22 protein-coding genes and 1 pseudogene are annotated in these 21,936 nt (G+C 66.0%); 16 read left to right on the top strand and 7 right to left on the bottom strand.

The features are described 5' to 3' along the window. Window positions 1-480: 480 nt before the first annotated feature. The 7 genes from P1K31_RS06895 to P1K31_RS06865 all read left to right on the top strand — a co-directional run bounded on the left by P1K31_RS06895 (window position 481) and on the right by P1K31_RS06865 (window position 7,008). Window positions 481-3,951 (top strand): winged helix-turn-helix transcriptional regulator, encoded by a 3,471-nt coding sequence (locus P1K31_RS06895; RefSeq protein ID WP_276305548.1) that lies wholly within the window; start codon window positions 481-483, stop codon window positions 3,949-3,951. 321 nt (window positions 3,952-4,272) lie between these two features. Then, window positions 4,273-4,437: a hypothetical protein gene (locus P1K31_RS06890; RefSeq protein ID WP_276305547.1), complete on the top strand. Its 165-nt coding sequence runs from the start codon at window positions 4,273-4,275 to the stop codon at window positions 4,435-4,437. Window positions 4,438-4,657: 220 nt separating this feature from the next. After that, window positions 4,658-5,200 carry a hypothetical protein gene (locus P1K31_RS06885; protein WP_276305546.1) on the top strand — a complete coding sequence of 181 codons (543 nt, stop codon included), beginning with the start codon at window positions 4,658-4,660 and terminating at the stop codon, window positions 5,198-5,200. A gap of 167 nt (window positions 5,201-5,367) precedes the next feature. Beyond that, on the top strand, window positions 5,368-5,700 hold the full coding sequence (locus P1K31_RS06880; RefSeq protein WP_276305545.1) for a hypothetical protein: 333 nt from the start codon (window positions 5,368-5,370) through the stop codon (window positions 5,698-5,700). Further along, entirely contained in the window at window positions 5,697-6,194 is a 498-nt protein-coding gene (locus P1K31_RS06875) for a hypothetical protein (RefSeq protein ID WP_276305544.1), read from the top strand. Before P1K31_RS06880 ends, P1K31_RS06875 begins: the two co-directional genes overlap by 4 nt. Beyond that, a complete protein-coding gene (locus P1K31_RS06870; protein ID WP_276305543.1) occupies window positions 6,191-6,793 on the top strand; it encodes a hypothetical protein in 603 nt (200 codons plus the stop codon). The genes P1K31_RS06875 and P1K31_RS06870 overlap by 4 nt, the downstream gene beginning before the upstream one ends. Next, entirely contained in the window at window positions 6,790-7,008 is a 219-nt protein-coding gene (locus tag P1K31_RS06865; RefSeq protein ID WP_276305542.1) for a hypothetical protein, read from the top strand. Before P1K31_RS06870 ends, P1K31_RS06865 begins: the two co-directional genes overlap by 4 nt. 876 nt (window positions 7,009-7,884) lie before the next feature. Here the strand turns inward: P1K31_RS06865 and P1K31_RS06860 are convergent. Continuing rightward, complete coding sequence (locus tag P1K31_RS06860; protein ID WP_276305541.1) at window positions 7,885-8,061, bottom strand: hypothetical protein; 177 nt, start codon at window positions 8,059-8,061, stop codon at window positions 7,885-7,887. A gap of 128 nt (window positions 8,062-8,189) precedes the next feature. Beyond that, on the bottom strand, window positions 8,190-8,918 hold the full coding sequence (locus P1K31_RS06855) for an SWIM zinc finger family protein (protein WP_276305540.1): 729 nt from the start codon (window positions 8,916-8,918) through the stop codon (window positions 8,190-8,192). A 166-nt stretch (window positions 8,919-9,084) separates the two neighbouring features. On the opposite strand from P1K31_RS06855, the gene P1K31_RS06850 reads away from it, so the two are divergent. The 4 genes and pseudogenes from P1K31_RS06850 to P1K31_RS06840 all read left to right on the top strand — a co-directional run bounded on the left by P1K31_RS06850 (window position 9,085) and on the right by P1K31_RS06840 (window position 10,608). After that, window positions 9,085-9,342 carry a helix-turn-helix domain-containing protein gene (locus P1K31_RS06850; RefSeq protein ID WP_276305539.1) on the top strand — a complete coding sequence of 86 codons (258 nt, stop codon included), beginning with the start codon at window positions 9,085-9,087 and terminating at the stop codon, window positions 9,340-9,342. A gap of 1 nt (window position 9,343) precedes the next feature. Then, a pseudogene (locus P1K31_RS22040) lies at window positions 9,344-9,712 on the top strand (DUF7718 family protein); the annotation flags it as partial. Between the two features lie 99 nt (window positions 9,713-9,811). Continuing rightward, window positions 9,812-10,018: a hypothetical protein gene (locus P1K31_RS06845; protein ID WP_254547227.1), complete on the top strand. Its 207-nt coding sequence runs from the start codon at window positions 9,812-9,814 to the stop codon at window positions 10,016-10,018. Between the two features lie 263 nt (window positions 10,019-10,281). Next, on the top strand, window positions 10,282-10,608 hold the full coding sequence (locus P1K31_RS06840) for a ParB-like helix-turn-helix domain-containing protein (RefSeq protein ID WP_276305538.1): 327 nt from the start codon (window positions 10,282-10,284) through the stop codon (window positions 10,606-10,608). Here the strand turns inward: P1K31_RS06840 and P1K31_RS06835 are convergent. Together P1K31_RS06835 and P1K31_RS06830 are read right to left on the bottom strand one after the other, a co-directional pair. Then, window positions 10,605-10,853, bottom strand: coding sequence for a hypothetical protein (locus P1K31_RS06835; RefSeq protein WP_276305537.1), 249 nt, complete (start codon window positions 10,851-10,853; stop codon window positions 10,605-10,607). The genes P1K31_RS06840 and P1K31_RS06835 overlap by 4 nt on opposite strands. A 2,431-nt stretch (window positions 10,854-13,284) precedes the next feature. Next, complete coding sequence (locus P1K31_RS06830; protein ID WP_276305536.1) at window positions 13,285-13,428, bottom strand: hypothetical protein; 144 nt, start codon at window positions 13,426-13,428, stop codon at window positions 13,285-13,287. 167 nt (window positions 13,429-13,595) lie between these two features. Here P1K31_RS06830 and P1K31_RS06825 point away from each other — a divergent pair, with 167 nt between their 5' ends. Beyond that, entirely contained in the window at window positions 13,596-13,955 is a 360-nt protein-coding gene (locus P1K31_RS06825) for a hypothetical protein (protein WP_276305535.1), read from the top strand. Window positions 13,956-14,037: 82 nt separating this feature from the next. Here P1K31_RS06825 and P1K31_RS06820 read toward each other — a convergent pair whose 3' ends face one another. Together P1K31_RS06820 and P1K31_RS06815 are read right to left on the bottom strand one after the other, a co-directional pair. Next, window positions 14,038-14,421, bottom strand: coding sequence for a hypothetical protein (locus tag P1K31_RS06820; protein WP_276305534.1), 384 nt, complete (start codon window positions 14,419-14,421; stop codon window positions 14,038-14,040). A gap of 108 nt (window positions 14,422-14,529) precedes the next feature. Continuing rightward, window positions 14,530-15,081, bottom strand: a complete 552-nt coding sequence (locus P1K31_RS06815; protein ID WP_276305533.1) for a DUF8102 family protein — start codon at window positions 15,079-15,081, stop codon at window positions 14,530-14,532. Between the two features lie 76 nt (window positions 15,082-15,157). Between P1K31_RS06815 and P1K31_RS06810 the strand changes: the two genes are divergently transcribed. Continuing rightward, window positions 15,158-15,430, top strand: a complete 273-nt coding sequence (locus tag P1K31_RS06810; RefSeq protein ID WP_276305532.1) for a hypothetical protein — start codon at window positions 15,158-15,160, stop codon at window positions 15,428-15,430. A gap of 239 nt (window positions 15,431-15,669) precedes the next feature. Then, window positions 15,670-16,677 carry a tyrosine-type recombinase/integrase gene (locus P1K31_RS06805; RefSeq protein ID WP_276305531.1) on the top strand — a complete coding sequence of 336 codons (1,008 nt, stop codon included), beginning with the start codon at window positions 15,670-15,672 and terminating at the stop codon, window positions 16,675-16,677. 809 nt (window positions 16,678-17,486) lie between these two features. Here the strand turns inward: P1K31_RS06805 and P1K31_RS06800 are convergent. Beyond that, the gene (locus tag P1K31_RS06800; protein ID WP_276305530.1) at window positions 17,487-18,449 is read right to left on the bottom strand and encodes a transcription initiation factor IIB; all 963 of its coding nucleotides are present in this window, start codon (window positions 18,447-18,449) and stop codon (window positions 17,487-17,489) included. Window positions 18,450-18,843: 394 nt separating this feature from the next. On the opposite strand from P1K31_RS06800, the gene P1K31_RS06795 reads away from it, so the two are divergent. Both P1K31_RS06795 and P1K31_RS06790 read left to right on the top strand, forming a co-directional pair. After that, a complete protein-coding gene (locus P1K31_RS06795; protein WP_276305529.1) occupies window positions 18,844-19,200 on the top strand; it encodes a four-helix bundle copper-binding protein in 357 nt (118 codons plus the stop codon). A gap of 312 nt (window positions 19,201-19,512) precedes the next feature. Next, a complete protein-coding gene (locus tag P1K31_RS06790) occupies window positions 19,513-21,924 on the top strand; it encodes a heavy metal translocating P-type ATPase (protein WP_368410847.1) in 2,412 nt (803 codons plus the stop codon). Window positions 21,925-21,936: the final 12 nt, after the last annotated feature.

Here is a 21,936-nt window from a genome sequence, read left to right as displayed (position 1 = left end):
GGTGCGAGATCGACACACCGGCGAAGCGCTGTCCGGCGCTCGCGGACGGGAGGTGTCGGCCGTGACTCGCGCAACGCTACGGGGGCCGTCTGTGCCCACTACTTCACGCCGGCCCCGCGCAGCGACACCAGCCGAACCACAGCGGTGGTCGGCCGTCTCTGACAAGAGTCGGCGTCGGGGTGAACATTACGGTGCGACGCCCCCCGCCCCAACTGTCATCGAGATCCTCGCCGCGCTTTCATATTCCCCCGATCCCACAGACGCGGGAAGCGCGAGGTGGTCGGCGTGACGGTGCCGCCGGCGCGGCAGTGTACGCTCCCGTCCTGTACGCGAGCGGCGACGGCGCCGACGCGCGACGGATCGCTGTGCGAGGTGCACCTCGACGGGCTCGGTGGCGGCAAACCTATCACGAAATCCGACCATACCACTCCCGCTGAGAGGGGCGAAGATGTGTCAGATTCGGTCTGTCGGACTGAAGACATGGCCGACGGCGAGGGGGTACCCGTCGACGGGGGCGGCGGCGGTAGGCCTACGACCTCGGATAATACGCTCAATCCCCGGTCGGAGGACTACGCCGACGCGGAATTCATTGCCCCCCAGCGTGGCGTCTGGCCGGCCGAACTGCTCGAGCGCGAGCAGTGGATGGGGCATGTCGAGAAGCGGCCGTTCGCGCCGTGGGCCGACCGCGACCACCCCGACGCCGACGCGGACGAGGACGCCCGCTGGAAGTGGGGGCTCACCGAGAACTACGTCGACGGCGAGACGGTTGCGATCGCCGAGGACGACCCCCGGCTTGACGGTCGGGTGTTCATCCAGCAGGCGGACGACCCGTACGCGTATGTCGACGGCGACGACGTCCGCTGTCCTGAGACAGGGGAGGTCCACCCAACGTTTCTCTCGCTCCTCGAGCAGCTCGGCGCGACCTATACCGACGTTTCGACGTCGGAGAGCGGGGTGCACGCGAACTATCGCGGCGCGCTCCCTGACGGCCTGACGCAAGCGACGTTCGCGATCGATGCCGAGCCGTGGGGGGCGAACGAGGATGTCCCCGAGGTGGAGATCTACGCCGGCAAGCGCGTCTGCGTCATGACCGGCAAGCACGTTCCCGGGACGCCGACGGACGTGCGTGAGTGGGACGACGAGGCGCTATACGAGATTCTCGACGAGTACGACCGCCTGCCGACGCCGCGGGGAGAGCCGGACGTCGAACGCGAGTACGAGCGCTTCGACGCGCGCGAGTACGAACCGACGGTGACCGCGGCGACGGAGACGACCGACGATATTCGTGACCTCTTCGCCGCCCTCGAGCGCCTCGACGCGCGCTGGGTGGCCGAGGACACGATCGTCCACGCGTGGAACGATGAGGCGTCGACGTCCGACGGCAAGCGCGCGTTCAAGCCGACGTGGGGGCGGAGTGCGAACGGGACGGCGAACATCGTCGACGAGAATATCTGGCAGGACACTGGCGGGGGCGGGTACGGCGGGCCGGTCGTCATGGCACTCATTGACCGCGGCGACCTCTCGCCGGCGACCGCGACGCCGCGTGACGCCCGCGGCGCACTCTGGTTCCGCGGGGTGGACCACCTCCGCGACCTCGGCTATGCGATCCCCGAGTACGACTCAGGCGACGGCGAGGACCTCCCGGCGTGGGTTGACGAGTGGGCCGACGCGCAACCGCTCGTCGACGTCGAGGACGTCCGCGAGCAGGGATTCGAGGGCCTCGAGCAGCACTCGGCGCTGCCACTCCGGCAGCTCGACGCGCTTGACCCGGCTGAGGCACGCCGGTTCGCGCGCAAGCGCGGCATTGAGTGGCCGACGACGACCGAGGCGCGCCGTCGGCTTCGCGACCGGATCATGCGAGCGCTGCGGGCGGGTGAGGACGTCGTCCTCGATGCGCCGACGGCGCTCGGTAAGTCGTTCACCGTCGCGACGGAGCCCTGGCTGAACCACGCCGATATCACCGACGAGCAACCGGTCGTCCAGTTCTCCGAGACGCGCGCGGCACGGGACGGCGCGGCCGAGGATAGCGAGGCCGCGGGCGTGTCGTACGCCGTCCTCAAGGGGCGGACGGAACGCTGTCCCGTCGCCAAGGGGGTCTATGATCCGGGCGAAGACACCGACGTGACGCTGACGATCGACGGAGTCCCCGCGAGCATCTGGTTCGACGAGGTCTGCGACCGTCGGGGCATGCCATTCTCGGTCGCACACGCCTACTTTGCCGAGCACAACGACCAGGGCGCGCCCCTCCCCTGCTGTGCCGACGGCCACGACTGCCCGGCCGTCACGCAGTGGGAGGGCGTCCCCCGAACCGAGGACGGCGCGCCGGCCGTCGACGTCGTCCACGCAACCCACCAGTTCGCGCGGGTGCCGTCGCTCGTCGCCGGCTGTAACGACGTGTTCGACGAACTCCCCAATTTCGCGGCCGACCTCTCGCAAGAGCGCGTGCGCCGTGCCGTCACGGCCTTCCTGAAAGCGACGGACGCGGAGGTGCGGACGTTCGAGCACCTCGTCGAAATCGGGAAGCACGGCCTCTCGCCGAACGAACACGACCCGCGGGAGTCACTTGCCGACCGCTGGCAGGCGCTGCGGGACGCCCTCGATACGGAGCCACCCGCGGAGTGGTACCTGGAGAACGCCGACGCGCACACGCTTGCGCCGGCGCTTGCCCGCGCGATCCTCAACGCCGAGGAGCAAGCAAACGACCGTCGAACGGCGACGGTGCCGCACCGACCGCCACGGTTCGACGACGAGGCACAGGACGACGACGGCTGGAATCGGGTCTGGGTGACGGTCGTCCTCGACGAGGATAACACGATTCGGACCGTCCGCGCCGCGCCCGACCTCTCGGCGGCGCGGTCGGTCATCGGCCTCGACGCCCATCCGACGATGCCGCTGTGGCAGCGCAACACGAACCCCGGAATCACACGGGACGCCCTGCTCGACCCCGAGGAGCGACGACTCTGGCGGCGCTACGAGCGCGGCCTCGTCGTCGTCCAAGTCGGCGACGCGACCCGACCGCTCACGAAGGGGGAATACTTCGACGAGGGGGGGACGACCGCCATGCTCGAGCACCTCCGCGCGGAATACGGCGACCGCTTCCGGACGGCGATCACCGCCAAGAGCGTCGCGAATCGGACTCACCGACTCATGCGCGACGTCGGCATCGACGAGCCGGCGGTGATGCACTACGGCGAGGAGAAGAGCCGCAACGACTTCGCCGGCGAGGCGGTCGGCTTTCTCAACGGGTGTATCGACCCCGGCGATGAGGCGATCCTCGACCAGCTCGCCGAGTGCGGCCTCGACGCCCGACCGAAAACCACCGTCGACGACGACGGGGAGGAACACCGCGCCCACGGCCGGGAGTTCGTCGGCCCCGACGCGGCGACCGCGCAGGCACTCTTAGCGAGCGTTCGCGAGAACCACGTCGCGCAAGGAGCTGGCCGGTATGCCCGCGACGCCGACGATCCCGAGAACCACGCCGTTGTCTTCGTCCGCACCGACGCGCTGCTCCCGGGCTTCGCCGACCTGCAGGTGGCGGGCGTCGAGTGGACCGCAACCGACACCCAGCGGGAGATTATCGAGGCACTCCGCGACCGCACGCACGCGACCGCGCGGGAATTGGCCGACGCCGTCGGCGTCTCGAAAGACCACGTCCGGAAGACCCTCCGCCGCCTCGTCGAGGCGGACCGCGTCGAGTGTCGCGAAGGCGCGGGGGACTACGGTGCGCACGTCTATCGCGCGTTAGCAGGGGAGGCGCCGACCACCGGCCTCGTTTCCCTCGGACGCGGAGAGACAATCGCCGACGAGAGCGTATGGGAGTCCTATACGTGGTCGTTGGCGATTACTCCTCCCCCGACTCCCGCCGACCCGGACGGACGGGGTGTCACCGCCACCTGGGACTGGCGCGACACCGCTGAGCGTGGAACGCCGCCGCCCGAACGCGGCGGATAACCCGCCCCGCCCCCGGTTGTTCGCCCCGCCGACCAGCAACGGCACTCGTCGATCCTGTCCACGCTCCCCCGCCAGTCTCCACTTGAAACGTATGTGCCTGTGCTGAGTGGTTCGCCGAGAATGGACGTTCCGTATACCAATACTGACGTGTAAATTTACCACACTAATCAGAAGGTTCTTGTAGTTTTATATCCAATATGATAGTGAGCACAGCACACGCATCATTCCGCGCGAGGCCCCCAGGTATGTCATGTCCCGCCGCCCGTGATTCGCGCCGCGTTCGCCGTCCCGGGGAGCCCTGCCCTTGCCACCGCTTCGTCTATGACCCGCACCAGCACCCGCACGTACACGACGATCGCCGTCACGCCCGCGACTCGAGACGCGCTGTTTTCCGAAAAGACCGGTCCACGAGATACGTACGAGGACGTCGTCCGCCGGCTGCTGGAGCGCCCCGCGCCGGCCGACCAGCGCGAGCAGGACGAGTAACGCTGTCGCCCCGGCCCGTGATGACCTCCGGCCGTCGCGCACCCGGAGCGAGCAGGATGCACGAACGGGGCTGGTGTTCCCCCGATATCGTCTCCGTGGTTCGTAGGCTCGTCGGATGGGCGGCGGGGTCCGCCGTTCATCCGGCCGCACCGACTCGCCGCAGCCGACGGCCTGCTCCACGCCGCACCATTCCATCCACCCATCCATCCATTCATCCATCATGACCGACGCATCTCCCACCACCGAGACCCCCGATACCGACCGTAGTGACGCTGACAGCGACGTGATCGTGTTAGGCGCGCCCACGGCGTTCGCCACGATCGGCGACCCGACGGACCCCGACGGCGAGCGCCTGATTGAGCTCCCCGAGCCCGACCCAGGCGAGGACGTCCGACGGTTCGAACTCCCCGCGGCTCAAGCGGATGCTGCTCATGCCTTACTGCGAAAGAAGCCCCGGCTCACCGTGCTCTCGAATCCGACCGAGCGCGATCTCTCGAACGTCAAATCCCGCATGGATCTCGAGAAAGAGCGACAGGAACAACAGGCGTGCAAGCACCAGCGCCGCCGTGAGAAGAAGGGGCGGTACGACCCGGCGGAAGACCGCCCGGCAAACCGGTGGAAACTGATGATCAACGCGACCTATGATCGGCTGGTTGCGGCGGGAGACGAGGAGGCAGCGGCGCGCCTGCGGGACACGCATCCGCTACGAACGCAAAAGCAACTGGCCGACCGGCTGGTGGCCGACTTGGAGGAAGAGGGGTAGCCGGCGTGGCGTCCCCCTCTTCCTCCTCGCCGGCTTCGTCCGGTTCGTCTGCCTCGTCTGCTGCGGCGCTCGGAGTTGTAGAGGGTAGTACTGAGCCCGACTATTCGAGCGTTGACCTCCCCTCGAAAGCCCGGACGGAGTACAGTTACGTCGAACGGCGCGCCGAATTGCTACAACTCGTCGAAGAGGCGGGCCACCCCGCCGCACTCAACCAGACGGAACTCGCCGAGGACTACGGCGTGAGCCAACAGCAGATTAGCAAGGACTTCGCCCGGATCGCCCGCCACGTTCACGCTCGGCTCGTCGATCGTGACCGACGGGCGTTCACCGTCGAGGCCGTGGTGTCCCGTGCGATCCGGGGGCTCCTCGATAACGAAGAGTATCGGAAGGCGGCGAAGACAGCGATGGACTACGACGAGTGGATCACCGAGTTCCACGATCTCGACGTGTTGGCCGACCGCCTCGAGCGCCTCGAAGCACAGCAGGAGGGCCAGCGGTGACCCGCCGGTCGAAACGCGGCCTCGAGAAGCGCCTCGACCAGCTCGAAGACCAGTCAGAGCAGACGCCGGAGCTCTGTTTAGTATACACCCCGCTCTCAGTGTCCGACCCTCTCAGCACTGCAATACAGACGGATTGGCACGCCCAATGTGCTCGTGGGAACGCTCCGGGGTTCCTCATTATGACGTCCGGGGTGATCGCGGAGTTCCGCGGCCGGCTCTCCCGCGCGTTGTACGATCTCCGAGCCGAGACGGGGGTGTACATCCCGCAACCGACGTTCCTCGAGTTTCTCCACGGTCGGGTGGAGGGAGACGTCCCGCTTGGCGACGAGGGTGTCCGTGCATTCTTCGAGCAAGCGGCCATCACGGCAGACCACGTTGATCGCGTCTGGGATCGGACGGTCATGGCAGCGTCGCCGGACTATCCAGCGTATGGTCCGCTCGCCGGCGCCTCCGGCCACGATTCCGACCGTTCGATCGTGGAGGGGGGAGCATGACGCGCCGATCGAAACGCACCCTCGAGCAGCGCCTTGGCGAACTCGAGGGCCAGGTAACTACTGAAGGCGACCGCCTCGAGACGCTCGCGGGGGACGCCCTCATGTACGCCGACGAGCCCGCTCTCACCGACTACCTGGTTTCCCTCGGGTTCGTCGTTGAGCGCGAGGAGCGAGTGCACAGCACTGGTCATGAGGACGTCATGGTGCACACGACGCCGTCGGCGAGCGACGTCTTTCACTCGGTCCGGTGGCACTCCGACGGACCGACCACCCCACACGACGCCTGCCGGATCGCATGGGCCGACGATCGTCTCGAGGCCGTCCTCGCGACCGCTGAGCACCCCGTCGAGTACGATACACCCGAGCTTCCGATCGACTCGGTCACCGTCGACGAGGGCGATGGGTGGCGGGCGATCGCGCCGGCCGGCCATGTCGTCGAGAACATGGTGCTCAGGCGATCGGCAGCCGAGAACTATGGGTACAAGATTCTCGGTCCGGTCCCGTCCCGGATCGCCGACGCCGACGAGCTCGACCTCGTCGAGGTCGACGCCGTCCCCGTTCCCTACGCCGATCGCCGACCGACACCGCCTCACGCATGACGTCAAAACGCGACCTCGAGAAGCGCCTCGACACGCTCGAACCGTCCCACCCCGACGAGGAACGGATCTTCGTCGCGGTCATCGGCGGCGACGACGACGCCCCGACCGGGTGGCTCTCGCCGGCGGAGTACGAGCGCCACTACGGCGACCTGCCGGAGAGCGATTTCGAGTACACAATCAAATGGGGTGGTCGGGAGTCAGCTTCCCACGACTGAAGTCGTGCGGAGGATGTCGGGGGCGTGGTGAACTACCCTGTCCTACTCGCTCACGGCTGACGTCGTTCGCTCCTTGAGTTAAGTGGTTGGCGTGCGTGGTGAGCATATGGTACAGGGGGAGGTTCGGCGTCGGCAGACCGCGGCGACCGATCAGGAATTTTCGAATGCGGTCTATCGGTGCACGCCGGCCGGGACGTCGGAGGTAGCCGAGATCGTCGGCGTGGCTCGGCAGTCGGCGGACGCTCGTCTGAAGAAACTCGAGGAGCGGGGATGGATTTGGTCGAAGAAAGTGGGCCCGACGCGCGTCTGGATCCACAACCGAGTGATGAAACAGCGGTAGCGGCATTGAGGCGCGACGCCTGCTACGAAGCAGTTTTTTGACAGGCCACGCGCACCCGCGCGCGCGAGGCGGCAACCGACCGCCGTCTACCGATTCTCTCCGCAGTATATTTTTGATTACTCGGACATTCACTGCTTCATAGCAGGACACACGGACGCTGTCTTGCGATTCGGTATCGTTAGGGAGCTCACGTCGGGGCGTGCGAACCGTCGGCAACTCAACACAGAATCGCGTGACGGCGCCGGTACCGATCGGCGTTCACGCGCACGTGGGCGCGCCGCGTCGAATTAGAACAGGCCGAGACGGCACCCCGCCCCGGCAGCGGCGAGGTGCGCGGTCACAGGTGGGATGAAGGATCACCGCGTCAGTGGCATGCCACTGGTACACCCTCCCCCGGACGACTGGCCCGGGGGACCGGTCTGCGCTGCACGACTCGGAAGCTACCGGGCCGGTCTCGCGCCTCGACGACGCACACCGGCCGCGGTGCGTCGCGTCATCGGCAGTCGGTCGTGTCAGTCGCCGCCCGCGGGCCGCGTTCACGCCGTCCGCGCCCGGGCGCGCTGATAGAGCAGTGCCACCACCAGCGCGGCGAGCACGAGGTTCGGCCAGCGGGGGATCGTGTACATCGCGACGAATGGCGCGGCCAGGAGCCCGACGAGGATCGCCGTCTCCCGGAGCGCCTCCCAGCGTGTCCGTAGGATGTCTATCGGCATGGTATGTTATATGCTATCCTATCTCTCTCGTTCCTTGCGACACGCCCGGCAGTACTCTCGAATCTCGCCCTCGACGCGCACGCGCTCGACGTCGGTCGTGAGCCGCCCACAGGAATCGCAGGCCGCGATCACAGGAATTGGACCCCGGTGCTCTCGCCGCCGCCGAAGTCCGCTGGTTCCGACCGCATCGGGCGCTCGCGGGCGTCCTCCTCCCCGGCCTCGGTCTCAGCCTCAGCCTCACCCTCGTCCGCGTCCGCGTCCGCGTCTGTCTCCACGCCGTCCCCGATCGGACAGCCCTCGGCGTGGCACAGTACCGTCCGCCCGCCGAGTGAGATGAGCAGCTCGCGCTGGCACCCCTCGCACCGAATGTATTCACAGCCGCCCTGTGCGGCCGGTTCGCGGTGGTACGTGTACTCACCCTCACCCTCACCCTCGTCCTCGCCCTCGAGGACCTCGCCGTCATCGCCGGCGACGATGATAGAGTGACCGCCGTCCGTCGCGACCGCTGCACTCGTCTCGCCGTCGGCCGTCGCTCGTTCCACGTCCTCGAGCGCCTCGACCAGCAGCGGATCCATCGCCGCCCGGTCAGCGTACGCGGGGACCGCCCGCGCGCCGGTCTCGAAGGCCACCCGGCGGGCGTGCTTGCACGTGACGCCGCGGTACTCGTGATCGGGGCAGGTACAGGCGCCCGTCCGCGCGTCGACGGTGTACTCGTCGCCACCCTCGCCGTACACCAAGTAGACGTCCGGCGCGTTCTCGACGACGAGGAGATAGTCCGTCAGTGCGCGCACGTCGCGCGGGTCAAGCTCCAGGTCAAGGTCGGTACGTTCTTCTGCCGTAGTCGCGTTCGTGTTCATGGGTTTCTCCTACAGAACCCGGCCCGCGTGTTCCTGCACGCGGGCGAACTAACGCCCCGAGAGGCCGGTGTTCTTATCCATTACTTTTACATGTAATGGCATAAGCGTTTCCATTCAAGATACCTGTAAAGGACTAAGTAGGCGCAAGCCATTATATTCATACGTAATGGTGGCCGACGTCTCGGACATGCCCGGTGCTGATCGCGACGAGGACAGCGGACAGTATTCTGAAACCTACCCCACGGCCGAGTTCCTCGACGCGGTCGCGGACAGTGGCGGAATGGCGAGCACCCAGGACGTCGCGGACTACGTGGGCTGTTCCTACGAAACGGCATACAAGAAACTCCGCGCGCTCGAATCCGACGGGTCGGTCACGAGTCGGAAGGTAGCAAACGCCCGCCTATGGCAGCTTCCGGACGAGTGAGATGAGTGCTCCCTCACGTCCGACGGGCTACGACGTCGCGTATCACGTCTCTCCTGGTCGTCCAGACTGTCACATCACCGTCGGGTTCGATCGCGACCAGGGTCACATCCCGCGGTTTCTCGTGACGCTCCATTACCAGGCGGTGACGGACCCGGTACGGTGGGAGGCAATCGCTCGGATGGACCACAACGAAACGTCGATTCAGGGCCACGACGTCTATCGCGAGGGGTTACACGTCGATATTGCCCGGCGCTCGAAGCGGCCGGTGCACCTCCAGGTCCGGCACGCGCCGCTGCCGTCGAACCCGGGGATAGTGGTTCGCGGGTGCGACCAGTACCTCCGACGCGAAGCTGACTATTTCAGTGACGTCTACGAGGAGCGTCGCCCGCCCGGCAGACCGCCCCGATGGTCTCCCGACGGGGGCGATTCTGCACGCACATTTATCACAGCGGAGCCGCTACAAGGACGTATGAGCCGCAAAGCTCCGGCCGAGAACGAGGTTCTCACGCCCGAGGAGCTGAGCGAGGTCCTCGCCGAGGCGACCGGGACCACCGCCGAGGAGATCGAACGCGGGGCCGCTGAGCTTGAGATCGCCCCGCCGGAAGAGGGGACGGTCGTCGGCTACGGGGAGTGTGTCGGGGGGCTTGATCCCCTGAGCGACCCCGAGAGCACGTGAAGAGCTTCGGGAAGTACCGGGGGACGAATATCGCCGAGAGTGTCGACGCCGTGAGCGAGCGCCTCGATCGCGACCTCCGGGAACACCGCGATGCCCAGTGAACGACCCCACGACCAGCGGAAGGCCGACGAGGAACGCGCGGCCTACCGCGACCGGATTCGACAGCTTATCGAAGAGGATCGCGAGCTGCTCGACGCCCTCGCCTAACGAGCCTCTTCTCCTCACCGACCGCCGAAAACCTCGAACGCGAAGACCTCACCCCCATGCAAGAAGCATGGGCCTTCGCCGAAAACGTCAGCGTCACCGTTGACGGCGAGGAGATGACGTACTCTGAGTATGTCCGCGACCTGGGACAACATGTTGTCCCGGATAAGTTACAGGTCCCGAGCCGGAAGCACCCCGACGTCAAACATCTCTCAGAGAAACTCGGGAAGAGCGGCCAGAGCATCCATGACCACCTCTCGTTCCTCCTCCTGCCGGACGAAGCACAGGAGTGGATCGACGAGGGGGACCTGACGAAGCGCGCGGCGCGCATGATCGTGCGCAAGTGCCGGTCGAACATCGACGACCCGGCGGACGCCCTCGCCTAACGGGTCCCTTCTGCGGAGACCAGCTCACCCCTGCCGGTCGTCGCGATGAATCCCCGCTCGAGCGCCCGCTCGATCGCCGCATCCACCTGTGCCGGCGAGTAGCGATTTCGGTGGGTCAGAATTTGGCAGACGCGGAACGGCTCGATCCGCGCCGGCTGTGGCCCGCCCGTGTTGTACTCGACGACCCGCGCCACCTTCGCGACGAGGGCGTCTCGATCGGTCTCCCGCTCACCGTCGCTGTGCATACCGGCGGTTCGGCTCCCACGGACACGACCGTTCCGCCCGTCGGATCACGAACGTATTCGGGTTCGGCTCGGCCCCCACAGCCGGCACAGCGAAGGAACAGCGGAGCGCGGGTCCCAGTCCGCGCGGAGCGGCCGGAAGCGGGGGCTTGTCCCCCGACCCGGAAGCCTGAGCGTCCCCCCGACCGGAGGGAGGGGGACGTCCGGCGGTGGCGGTGGTGGTGACGGTATACGCTCACTCACCGCTCGCCGGAAGGGAGGTGCGAAGGGTGACCGAAGGGAGCCACGGCGGTCGCCCTCGCCACAGGTGGGGTGCCCGCGCCGCTGCGAGCAGGCGGCATTTGTCCCCCCCGACGGATACCTGTTGCTCTACTGTCACGACGCCGAGAGCGTACGTGGGCGCGAACCGACTCCACGGAGAGCCGATCACGGTGATTAGGGGGATGCGCCCGGTGTTCTCTCTGCGATTTGAGGGAGTTTAGCAACGGTAGGGGGTCAAGCGTGAGCGTGATGCACGGGGAGCCCTAATGGACTGTGCGTGTGGGGTGTGGGACAATTCGGGACCATATCCATGCGCGCCGACGTGTGCCAGGCCCGTAGCGCTCTACCACGGTGGAGCGTGGAGCGTGGAGCGCTACGGGCCACCTGTCGGCCGACGCGAGTCCTCTGCTGCCCGTCCCCCGGATAGTGAGGCGACGGCCGGTTAAGTGAAATATTACCAATACTATCTCGCGGGTAACTAATTGGACGACCGCTGATAGTCACCTGTCGCCGTGGGGCGCCATACCCCGCGTGTGACGTACGTACATTCGGTCGTACAGGTTCCGAGAAGCCTGTGGACTCGCACAGAATCACCAGCCTCGGACCTGCCGCCCCCGCTCGCTGTGCCGGGGCGAGGGCGGCTCTTCAACACAAGGAGTGAGCCGACGCGGTTGCTCTCGTGTCTGTTCTCAGCGGCACACAGGTGGGGCGAGAGTTCGCCGTGAACGCCGGCGCCCCTCGCTCGCAGTTCATGCTTTCTCACATGCTATTTAGTATTACCGACTTGCACACGCGGAACATACTCCGGCTACGGGCACTCTCACACCGCGTTTCTCTCGGACGTCCTTACATAATTGCCGGCTAAATACTCCGGTATCGTGGTGGTACGACGTGGGATAACGGACGAATCGCTATACAGCGCCGTGGTAGGCGTGGGTCCACGAGCACAGAGTACTGCGGTTATTTGTGAATAGAGGCCTACCACCTTATCGTACTGGTTATAGGAGTCCTCACGATTGCCGGACAAGCCGAGAATACAACGGCCCTGCTGCCACCTGGGGCGTGGCAGTAGGACCGCAACCATGCCGGAAAGGCACGGGCATGGGATCCAGCCAGCCACGTGCAGCCGCCCATTGCATGCGGGTTTATATCACGGTTTCACTTGCGAAGTGAAACCGTATGTACACTATGGCGACGGGGCGCTGGCGTCTAACTCGTGTGATGCGACGCGGAAAACTGCATGCAGCTCCACCCTCACCTGCACGTCGTTGATGGAGCCGCGAGCACGGCACACGAGTATGCACGCGATGGGATGTCTCAGTCGCACCACGTGCAGTAGTCCTTCAGCTATGAAGGGGTATCACGTGTGTGCTTGCGATAGGAAGCCGTTGTTCCCCCTTCGCGATTGCCCGCGAGCGTCGGCCATCGCGTGCTCACGCGCCGTGTGTCACGCTGGACAGATCGAGAGAGAGAGAGTGGCGCTCCGTGACACACTCTTGGCGGTTACTGCGGGGAAGGAGTCACGCCGACCCACAAAACACCATGCAGAAGCGGTTCCAGCGTGGGTCGGCGCGGCGGATGATACATGGTTGCTTGGCGATGCGATGCATCCTCGCGTCCACGGATGATGGCGGCCGTGGCCAACACAGAACTGCACAGCCCCATGAGATAAAGTAATACAGCACGTTCTGTATCAATCGAGAGTTAATCGGTGATGAACAATACCAGCCGACAGCACCTGGTGTACTCTCACGGGCAAAAGAACGCGAGAGGAAAGGTAGTCCCCGTCGGTCCACGTTCACTTTCGCCCGCCGGGAGTTCACCCAGTGGGATCCCGGCGTCGGCCTCTTCGTCGGGCGCACCGGGTAGCAGTTCGGCTACTTCCCGATGCTCGAGGACGGCCTCGCCGTCGAGATCGACGAGGCCCACCAGCGAGCGTAGGCGAGAACGGGACCGACGCAACGTTTTTTCCGTAGTCGTCGCGCGCGCGTGAGGAGGGACGGCGACGCTGCCGGTTGGTATGACGGTATCACGACCACCGGAAGCATTTTGATCGCCGGCCTGTAAGTCCCAGGTGACACCCGCCCGTCAATCCGCACCAGGGTGTCAGCGTCCAAGAGGGCGCAAAAAAGGATTGACGCGCGATACCTCGACCGCGGGGGCCTGCCAAAACCTACGACCCGCGGTCACTGTCGTCGAGTGACCTGAACAGTCCCCACAGCACCAGCAACAGCACCCCCGCGGCGTAATTGCCGTGGGCGATCGCCGTCACCGCGCCCGTGAGGACCACGATCACTTCTTCGGGTGATACCTCCATCAACCCGTGCCGGCCAGCTGGCCGGCACGCCGACACTCCCAGCGACACCTCAAAACCTCCCTCTCTGGGACGCGGCCACCATCCACCGCCGCACGAGCCGGTCGCTAGACTTTGTTACCTGTGTTTTATATATATATATATATATATATACCCCAAGAAGGAGGGATATGGACCGCTCCCTCCCGCCGCGACTCAGTTCGCGCCAACAATTCATTCTCGCCGTGCTCGCCACCGAAGACAACATGAGCCGAATCGTGCTTTCACGCCTCGTCGCGAAAGAGTTCGACGCCGTCGAACCGTCACCCAGTTACCCCGGAGAACAGATCCTTACCGCAAACCACCGCTCGACGCACTCACGGTCACTCGAACGCCTCTACGACCGCGGACTCATCACCAACTTCATATTCATCACCCCTACCGACGACGGCCGCGCCGTCGGCCAGGAACTCCGCCGGCGTCACGCCGACGGCCGCTATTCACTGCAATTCAACACTGAACCGTGGCATAACGAAGCGCTGGTGGTATAGCTATACTCATTCGTCGGCGGGCTGCCCGTCGACGCCGTCGTGCACGTGTTTGTTACGCCCCGCGCAGGACGCCCTCGCACTGTCACTCGTTGTTCATCCCCGTCGACGACGACCGACTCGAGGAGGAGCGCGACGGCCGCGCCGTCGAGGCTTCCGCTGCGGCTGGTCGCTCTGTCGCTCCCTCTGATTCTCCGCTCGGTTCCGGCTCCGTGACGCGCGCCGCCTCCGCCTCCGACGACGACGACGAGGGCATCCCGGTCAGCCACCACTTCGCGCGCGTGACGATCCCCGCCTGTGCCTTCCGCTCGGCGATCGACTGCTCACGCTCGCCCGCGCGGACCAACTCGTTCGATGCGTCGATGCGTGAGTTGGCCGCGGCGAGTTGCCGCCGAAGGCGCTCGACCTCGGTTCGTAATTCCTCGACCTCCTGCTCGTGTTCGGGCGATTCGTTCCGGGAGGCAAGCACCTCCCGAATGCATTCAGAGCGGGATATACCCGCCTTCTCCGCCTCCCGTTCGACCTCGCCGATGAACTTCGCGAGATCGTGTGTGAGGACGGTGATGAGTGACTCCGACTACTCCTCGTCGCCAGCAGCCTCGGTGATCTTGAGGAACTTCGTCTGTGAGATTGCTCCTTCGCGGTACAGTTCCGCGATATCGTCCTGCGAGAGTTCCCCAGCCCGAACCGCTTGGACAAATTCGTTCACGCTCCGAGGATCATTTTCGATGGGGATGATTTCGACCTCATACCGACGCGGGTGGTCGAACGCTTCTGCCGCTCTCTCAAGCGCTTTTCCCAAGAGGAACTCGGTCCACGCAAGCCGATCACCACTCGTCATCTGTTTCCCTGGCATAGGAGCCTCAAGGGTTTCTTCACCTCCTGTTTCAGGCTCCATTAATCCGCGCCCTAAAAGTAGAGCTAATGCATCGATCGGATTGCCCTCGTACTCTGGCACTCGCTCTCGATGGTCAAGGAGGATAGTGAAATCCTCCATCCCCGCCTTGAGACGTCTTTTGATTCTGGACCGTGCCGCGCGTTCTCCGCGGTCTGAGAGATTGCTCGAACCGCGAAGGAACTCACGTTGACTGGGCGTCAGCAGCGACGCAGTGAGATCATCGTCGGCCATAGGAACAGAAATTGAAGCGGCATCTATATTTATCTTCCTCTTGTAGCAGTTGACATGGCAGTCGGAGGCACCACAGTTGGCCCACTTGAACCGGAAGTCCGGGATCTACTCGCGGACTTCCGCGATCGAGAGGGCTATCCGAATTACAACGAAGCACTCCGATCGCTGCTCAATAAGGAAGAAGGAGGTGCAACTCGAAGCTGAGGTATCGAACGACGCCGTGACGGGGATGTTCGCGCATCCCCAGAGCGTCGCGACCAACACGAACGACGACGCCGAGCAGGCTATCGTCACCGGCTCTACGAGGGCTGGGGCCTTGGCTTTTCCGCTCGGTGTCGTCGTCGACTGAGCGACACAAATGCAATATAACGAGACGAGGACGACCCGCACCAACCCTGACCGGCACTCGCCGGTCGGCGTGACGAACGACGAGAAGATAGTCCTGCTTCTCGACGACATCCGCGTCGAGCTAGAGCGGCTGAACGAGAACCTTGACCGCATCGACGGCTCGGAGGTGTCGCCGTGACCGAGACGGACGGGCGGCGGAGTACCTTTCCCACTGCCACGCGACAGGGTCGCCGGGGTCCTATGAGCGATGGACTCGAACCCACGACGCCTGCCGAGGCCGTGGAGTGGTATCTCGCCGAGCGAGACCCCGAACTCTCGGAGAAGTCGTTGCAGAACCACCGATATCGGCTCTCGCAGTTCCTCACGTTCTGCGAGGCCGAGGAGATCGATAACCTGAATGCCCTCACGGGGCGCGATCTGCATCGTTTCCGCGTCTGGCGGAGCGAAGACATCAAGCCCGTTACACTCCGTGGGGAGCTCCAAACGCTCCGCGTGTTCCTCGATTTCTGTGCGGCGATCGACGCCGTCGAACAGGGGATGCGCGAGCGCGTGCACCTCCCTGCCGTCCCGGCGGAGGACGAAGCGCGGGACGAGCATCTGGAACTCGACCGGGCGGGGACGATCCTCGATCATCTCGACCGGTTCGCCTACGCGAGTCGCGAGCACGTCATCCTCGCGATCGTCTGGCACACCGGTATCCGGTTGGGAAGTCTCCGGGCGCTCGATGTCGGAGACTTCGACCCGGACGCGCAATGCCTCGACATCCGACACCGGCCTGACACGGGGACGCGGCTGAAAAACGGAGCTGCTGCCGAACGCTCGGTCGCCGTTGGGCCGTACTACTGCGGGGTGCTCCAGGACTATCTGGAACACAACCGCGTAGAGGTAACGGACGACCACGGGCGTCGGCCCCTCCTCACCAGTTCGCACGGTCGGTTGAGTGAGGGCGCGGTTCGCGAAACCGTCTACCGAGTAACGCAGCCCTGCGAGATCGGTGAGTGTCCGCACGACCGCGATCCCGAGACCTGCGAGGCGCGACAGCATGGCAAGCGCGCTGGCTGTCCGTCCTCGCGGTCACCGCATGGGATTCGCCGCGGGTCGATCACGGATCACCTGCGTAACGGGACGCCCCAGGAGGTGGTCTCGGACCGCTCGGACGTCTCAGCGGACGTGCTCGATCAGCACTACGACGAACGAACCGAACGCGAGAAGATGCAGATTCGCCGCGACTTCATCGAGGACGCATAGCGATGATGAACTCCACTCCACGACGACTGGGTACGCATTCTACCCGAGCCTCGGCAGGCACACGTATTGACGTAGCCCCGGCAAGTCCACTCCTTCCCTCGCTTCGCTCGGTCAGTCGTGGACTTGCCGACCTTCGCGAACGCGAAGCGTTCGCTCAGTCCCGGCGAGTTCACTCGACTCCACTGCGTTTCGTCTCGTTTCCTCGCCGACGTCACACTCGCTCACGCTCGCGTGACTCCCGGCAAGTCTATCGGAGCGACCGAGGTTTTCCGAGGGAGCGAGAATGGACGAGTCGAGCGTGAGCGGGCCGAACACGAGGATTTGAACCCTGGGGGTCGCAGCGCCGAGCGAGATCCTCGTGAGCGAAGCGAACGAGGGCGTTGGCAGACGAACGGAGTGCGTCCGTCTGAGCGAGGCGATCGTCTTCCTCCGATCCGAACTCGGCGCTTTCACGAGCGAACGGCGAAACGGAGATAAATACGCGTACCCGGCAAGGGTGAACGATTTACCCGCGAGTGGCTCCCCGTCTAGTGGGGTCGTTCCACCTGTCCGGCCCGGCGTGTTGGCGAGCTCCTGCATGTCCAGGTTTCCTGTCTTGCAGCGCTTCCGACCGTGTTCGTGTGCCATTCAACCTGTCGGTTGCACAGCAGTGCTGTGGGCAGGCGGACTGTGGGCCGGGTCGCCGTCCCGCGGAGGGACGCCAGGTGCTCCGACCCCTCTCTTCGAGACGTCCGTCGTAAACGGAAACGAGCGGCTCGCACTCCAGTTGTCGGTCTATCCTTCGCGGCCGACGGCGTCGAGGTCCCGGGCTACTGGATGCCCATCGCTTCGATCTGTTCCTGGTAGCGGTTGCGGATGGTGACCTCGGTGACCTGGGCGACGGCCGCGACCTCGCGCTGGGTCTTCTTCTCGTTGCAGAGGAGCGAGGCGGCGTAGATGGCGGCCGCGGCGTACCCCGTCGGCGACTTCCCCGAGAGCAGGCCCTTCTCCGTGGTGACCTCGATGATCTCGTTGGTCTTCGCGCGGACCTCCTCGCTCAGATCGAGCTCGGAGCAGAACCGGGAGACGTACGCCTGCGGATCGACGGGTTCCATCTCGAGGCCGAGACTCTGGGAGATGTAGCGGTAGGTCCGACCGATCTCCTTGCGCTCGACCCGCGACACCTCGGAGACCTCCTCGAGGCTGCGGGGGATGCCCTCCTTGCGGCAGGCGGCGTAGAGCGCGCTGGTGGCGACGCCCTCGATCGACCGCCCGCGGATCAGGTCTTCGGAGAGCGCGCGTCGGTAGATGACGCTGGCGACCTCGCGGACCGAGCGGGGGACGCCCAGCGCGGAGGCCATCCGGTCGATCTCGCTCAGCGCGAACTGGAGGTTACGTTCGCCGGCGTCCTTGGTGCGGATACGCTCCTGCCACTTGCGCAGGCGGTGCATCTGACTGCGCTTCTCCGCGGAGATCGAGCGGCCGTAGGCGTCCTTGTTCTTCCAGTCGATCTGCGTCGTGAGCCCCTTGTCGTGCATCGTCTGCGTGGTCGGGGCGCCGACGCGCGACTTGCTCTGGCGTTCGGAGTGGTTGAACGCGCGCCACTCCGGCCCGCGATCGATGTTCGTGCCCTCGACGATCAGGCCGCACTGATCGCAGACGAGTTCCCCCTGATCGTCGCTCTTCACGAGGCTGCCCGTTTCGCATTCGGCGCACACCCGTCCGCTCTCCGGTTCCTGCGCTTGCTGCTCCGTTTCGGATTCGCGCTCACGCTGACGGGTGTGGTTCTCCATTACGTATGGACATGGCCCTCGCGGTGCCTTAAGCCCTTGCCACCGCGAACGTCCGTGAGAGGACGACTGGTGGATCCCGTCTCGCGGGTCGTTCGCGTCCGAGACGACGCGCCGAACGGGGGACGGCTCCGTCACCGCCATCGCACGGGAGCGGGGCAACCGTAGTGCGGACAGGTTTCGATACCCGTGCGACCGAGTGACGTCGTCGCGCGGTCGTTTCCCGTCCGTACCGCTCCCGGCCGACGGGCTTCGGCGACGAATCGGCGCACCGCGCCCCCGGTTCGTGAGAACCCGTTATAACCCCGACTGTGGTTCCTTCGGCGTTCTCGCGGCGTCGCCGGCACTCCCTTAGCGAAAACCCGTAAAAGAATGGCCGACGATAGCTAGCGATGCAATGTCACTAACAGAGACCGCGGGCAAGATCGGCCACCTGAGCGAGGAGGCGCGCGAGTGTCTCGAGAACTGCTTCGAAGCCGCGGAGGTCTGCGAGTGGTGCGCTGACGAGTGCGCCGGCGACGCGGAGATGGCGCGCTGTCTCCGCCTCTGTCGGGACGTCGCGGACGTCGCGACCCTCCACGCCCGCTTCATGGCGCGCAACTCGAACTACAGTCCCGAACTCGCCGAAGTGTGTGCGGGCGTCTGCGAGGAGTGCGCCGAGGAGTGCGATCAGCACGACGCCGAGCACTGTCAGGTCTGCGCGGAGGTGCTCCGCGAGTGCGCCGAGAGTTGCCGGACCATGATGACGACGTGAGCGACGCCGACGCGACGGCCGAGACGGCCGCGAGCGACGAGTAGGCGGACGGTCCGAGAACCGGGGTCGCCGCTCGTCTCCGCCGTCGCAGGTCGACATCGCCGCTCACCTCCTGCCACCGACCGGCCTACGAAAGGTAGGGTCGTCAACCCAACTCAGATTCTTTTTGAAGGTGACATGAGCGTATATCCTATGGATGTAAGGCACAATGACGATATATCTACACCACGTTAGGTGAGGTACGGTCGCGGTCGGAGCGGGCGGTCGGGTTCGCACCGGCGGATCGATCGCGAGATCGCTAACGAGGACACCATGACGAATCACCGAAATCACGACGGGGACCGGTCCGACGATCCCGGCGGGCACGGGAGCGACGTCGGGGACGGCGACGATACCGCACGCGCGCCGGAACGCGGGGACGAGGGCCCCGACGGGAGTCCGGCCCGTCGAGACGCCGAACGCGAGGAGCCGCGCGTCGAGGAGACGTTGCTGGAGGAGGCGGCGCACGAACCGGGCGAACGGCCCGCGAGTTCCGGTCACGCCGCCGCCGCGCACGAGCACGCCCGCCACGGAGCGCACGGGGGACACGGTGACCAGGGGGGACACGGCGTGAGCCACGTCGGTCACGAGGCGATGTTCCGCCGTCGGTTCTTCGTCTCGCTCGTCCTGTCGATCCCCGTCCTCCTCTACAGCGAGGGGCTCCAGGCGCTCCTCGGGTTCTCGGCACCCGCCGTTCCGGGCGGCGAGTGGATCAGTCCGGTCTTCGCGGTCGTCGTCTTCGCCTACGGGGGCGTGCCGTTCCTCGAGATGGCCGTTCCCGAGCTCCGCACGCGCGAGCCCGGCATGATGACGCTTATCTCGCTCGCCATCACCGTCGCGTTCGTCTACAGCCTCGCGACGGTGATCGCCCTCCCGGGGATGGACTTCTTCTGGGAACTGGTGACGCTGATAGACGTCATGCTGCTCGGCCACTGGATCGAGATGCGGAGCGTCAGGCAGGCCTCCGGCGCGCTGGACGAACTCGCGAGGCTCATGCCCGACACGGCGGAGCGAATCACCGGGAGCGGCGACACCGAAACGGTGCCCGTGGGCGACCTCGAGACGGGCGACCTCGTGCTGGTCAGGCCCGGGGCGAGCGTGCCCGCCGACGGCGTCGTCGAGGAGGGCGACTCGGACGTGGACGAGGCGATGGTCACGGGCGAGTCCCGACCCGTCTCGAAGGAGCCCGGGAGCGAGGTCATCGGCGGGACGATCAACGGGGAGGGAAGCCTCAGGGTGCGCGTCACCGCGACCGGCGAGGACACCGCGCTCGCGGGCATCATGCGACTGGTCGAGGAGGCCCAGACGAGCAAGTCCCGCACGCAGGTGCTCGCGGATCGGGCCGCAGGCTGGCTGTTCTACGCCGCGGTCGCGGCCGCAGCCGTGACGACGGTCGCCTGGATCGTCGCGGTCGGCTTCGACGTTCAGGTCGTCGAGCGCGCCGTGACGGTCCTCGTCATCGCGTGTCCCCACGCGCTCGGGCTGGCGGTCCCACTGGTCGTCGCGATCAACACGTCGCTGGCCGCGCAGAACGGCATGCTCGTCCGGGACCGCATCGCGATGGAGGAGGCCCGTAACGTCGACACCGTCGTCTTCGACAAGACCGGCACGCTGACGAGGGGCGAGCAGGGGGTCGTCGGGATCGCCGCCGTCGGCGGGATCGACGAGGACGAAGCGCTCGCGCTCACGGCGGCCGTGGAGGGCGACTCCGAGCACATGATCGCGCGCGCCGTCCGCGAGGCGGCCGAAGAGCGCGGCCTGGCGGTCCCGGCGGTGCGCGAGTTCGAGGCGATCAAGGGACGGGGCGTCCGCGCGACCGTCGACGCGCGCCGGGTCCTCGGTCCCGCGGGCCTGTCGGACGGCGAGGCGTCCGGCGACGCCGAGCGACGGTCGGGCGCGGGGCGTTCGGTCGAGGGCGGGGGCGAGACGGTCTACGTCGGGGGGCCGAACCTCCTCGATCAGCTCGACGTCGAGCCCGCTCCCGAACTCGCCACCTTCGCGGCGGAGGCGGGGGCCGACGCGCAGACCGTCGTGTACCTCGTGCGCGGGGACGAGGCCGTCGCGGCGATCGCGCTCGCCGACGTGATCCGCGAGGAGAGCCGCCGGGCGATCCAGGCGCTCCACGACATGGGCGTCGAGGTGGCGATGCTCACCGGCGACTCCGAGGACGTCGCGCGCGCGGTGGCCGCCGACCTCGGCATCGACACGTACTTCGCCGAAGTGCTCCCCGAGGACAAGGACGAGAAGATCGTCGAACTCCAGGAGCGGGGGAGGCTGGTCGCCATGGTCGGCGACGGCGTCAACGACGCCCCCGCGCTGACCCGCGCCGACATCGGGATCGCGATCGGTTCCGGGACCGACGTCGCGGTCGAGTCCGCGGACATCGTCCTCGTCCAGAACGACCCGCTCGACGTGGTCCGGCTGATCGAACTCTCGCGCCGGAGTTACCGGAAGATGCAGGAGAACCTGGTGTGGGCGGCCGGGTACAACGTCTTCGCCATCCCGCTCGCGGCGGGGGTCCTCGCCCCGATCGGCGTCCTGCTCGCGCCGGCGGTCGGGGCGCTCCTGATGTCGCTCTCCACGGTGATCGTCGCGATCAACGCGCAGTTCCTCCGGCGGGCGGACCTGAGCGTACCGGGATCGAGCGCAGACCCCGCGTCCGCCGGGGCACACCCGGCGGACTGACAGTTCCCGGTC

The sequence above is a fragment of the Halomarina halobia genome (assembly GCF_029338575.1).
Lineage (GTDB): Archaea > Halobacteriota > Halobacteria > Halobacteriales > Haloarculaceae > Halomarina > Halomarina halobia.
This window is presented reverse-complemented; position numbering and strand designations above follow the sequence as displayed.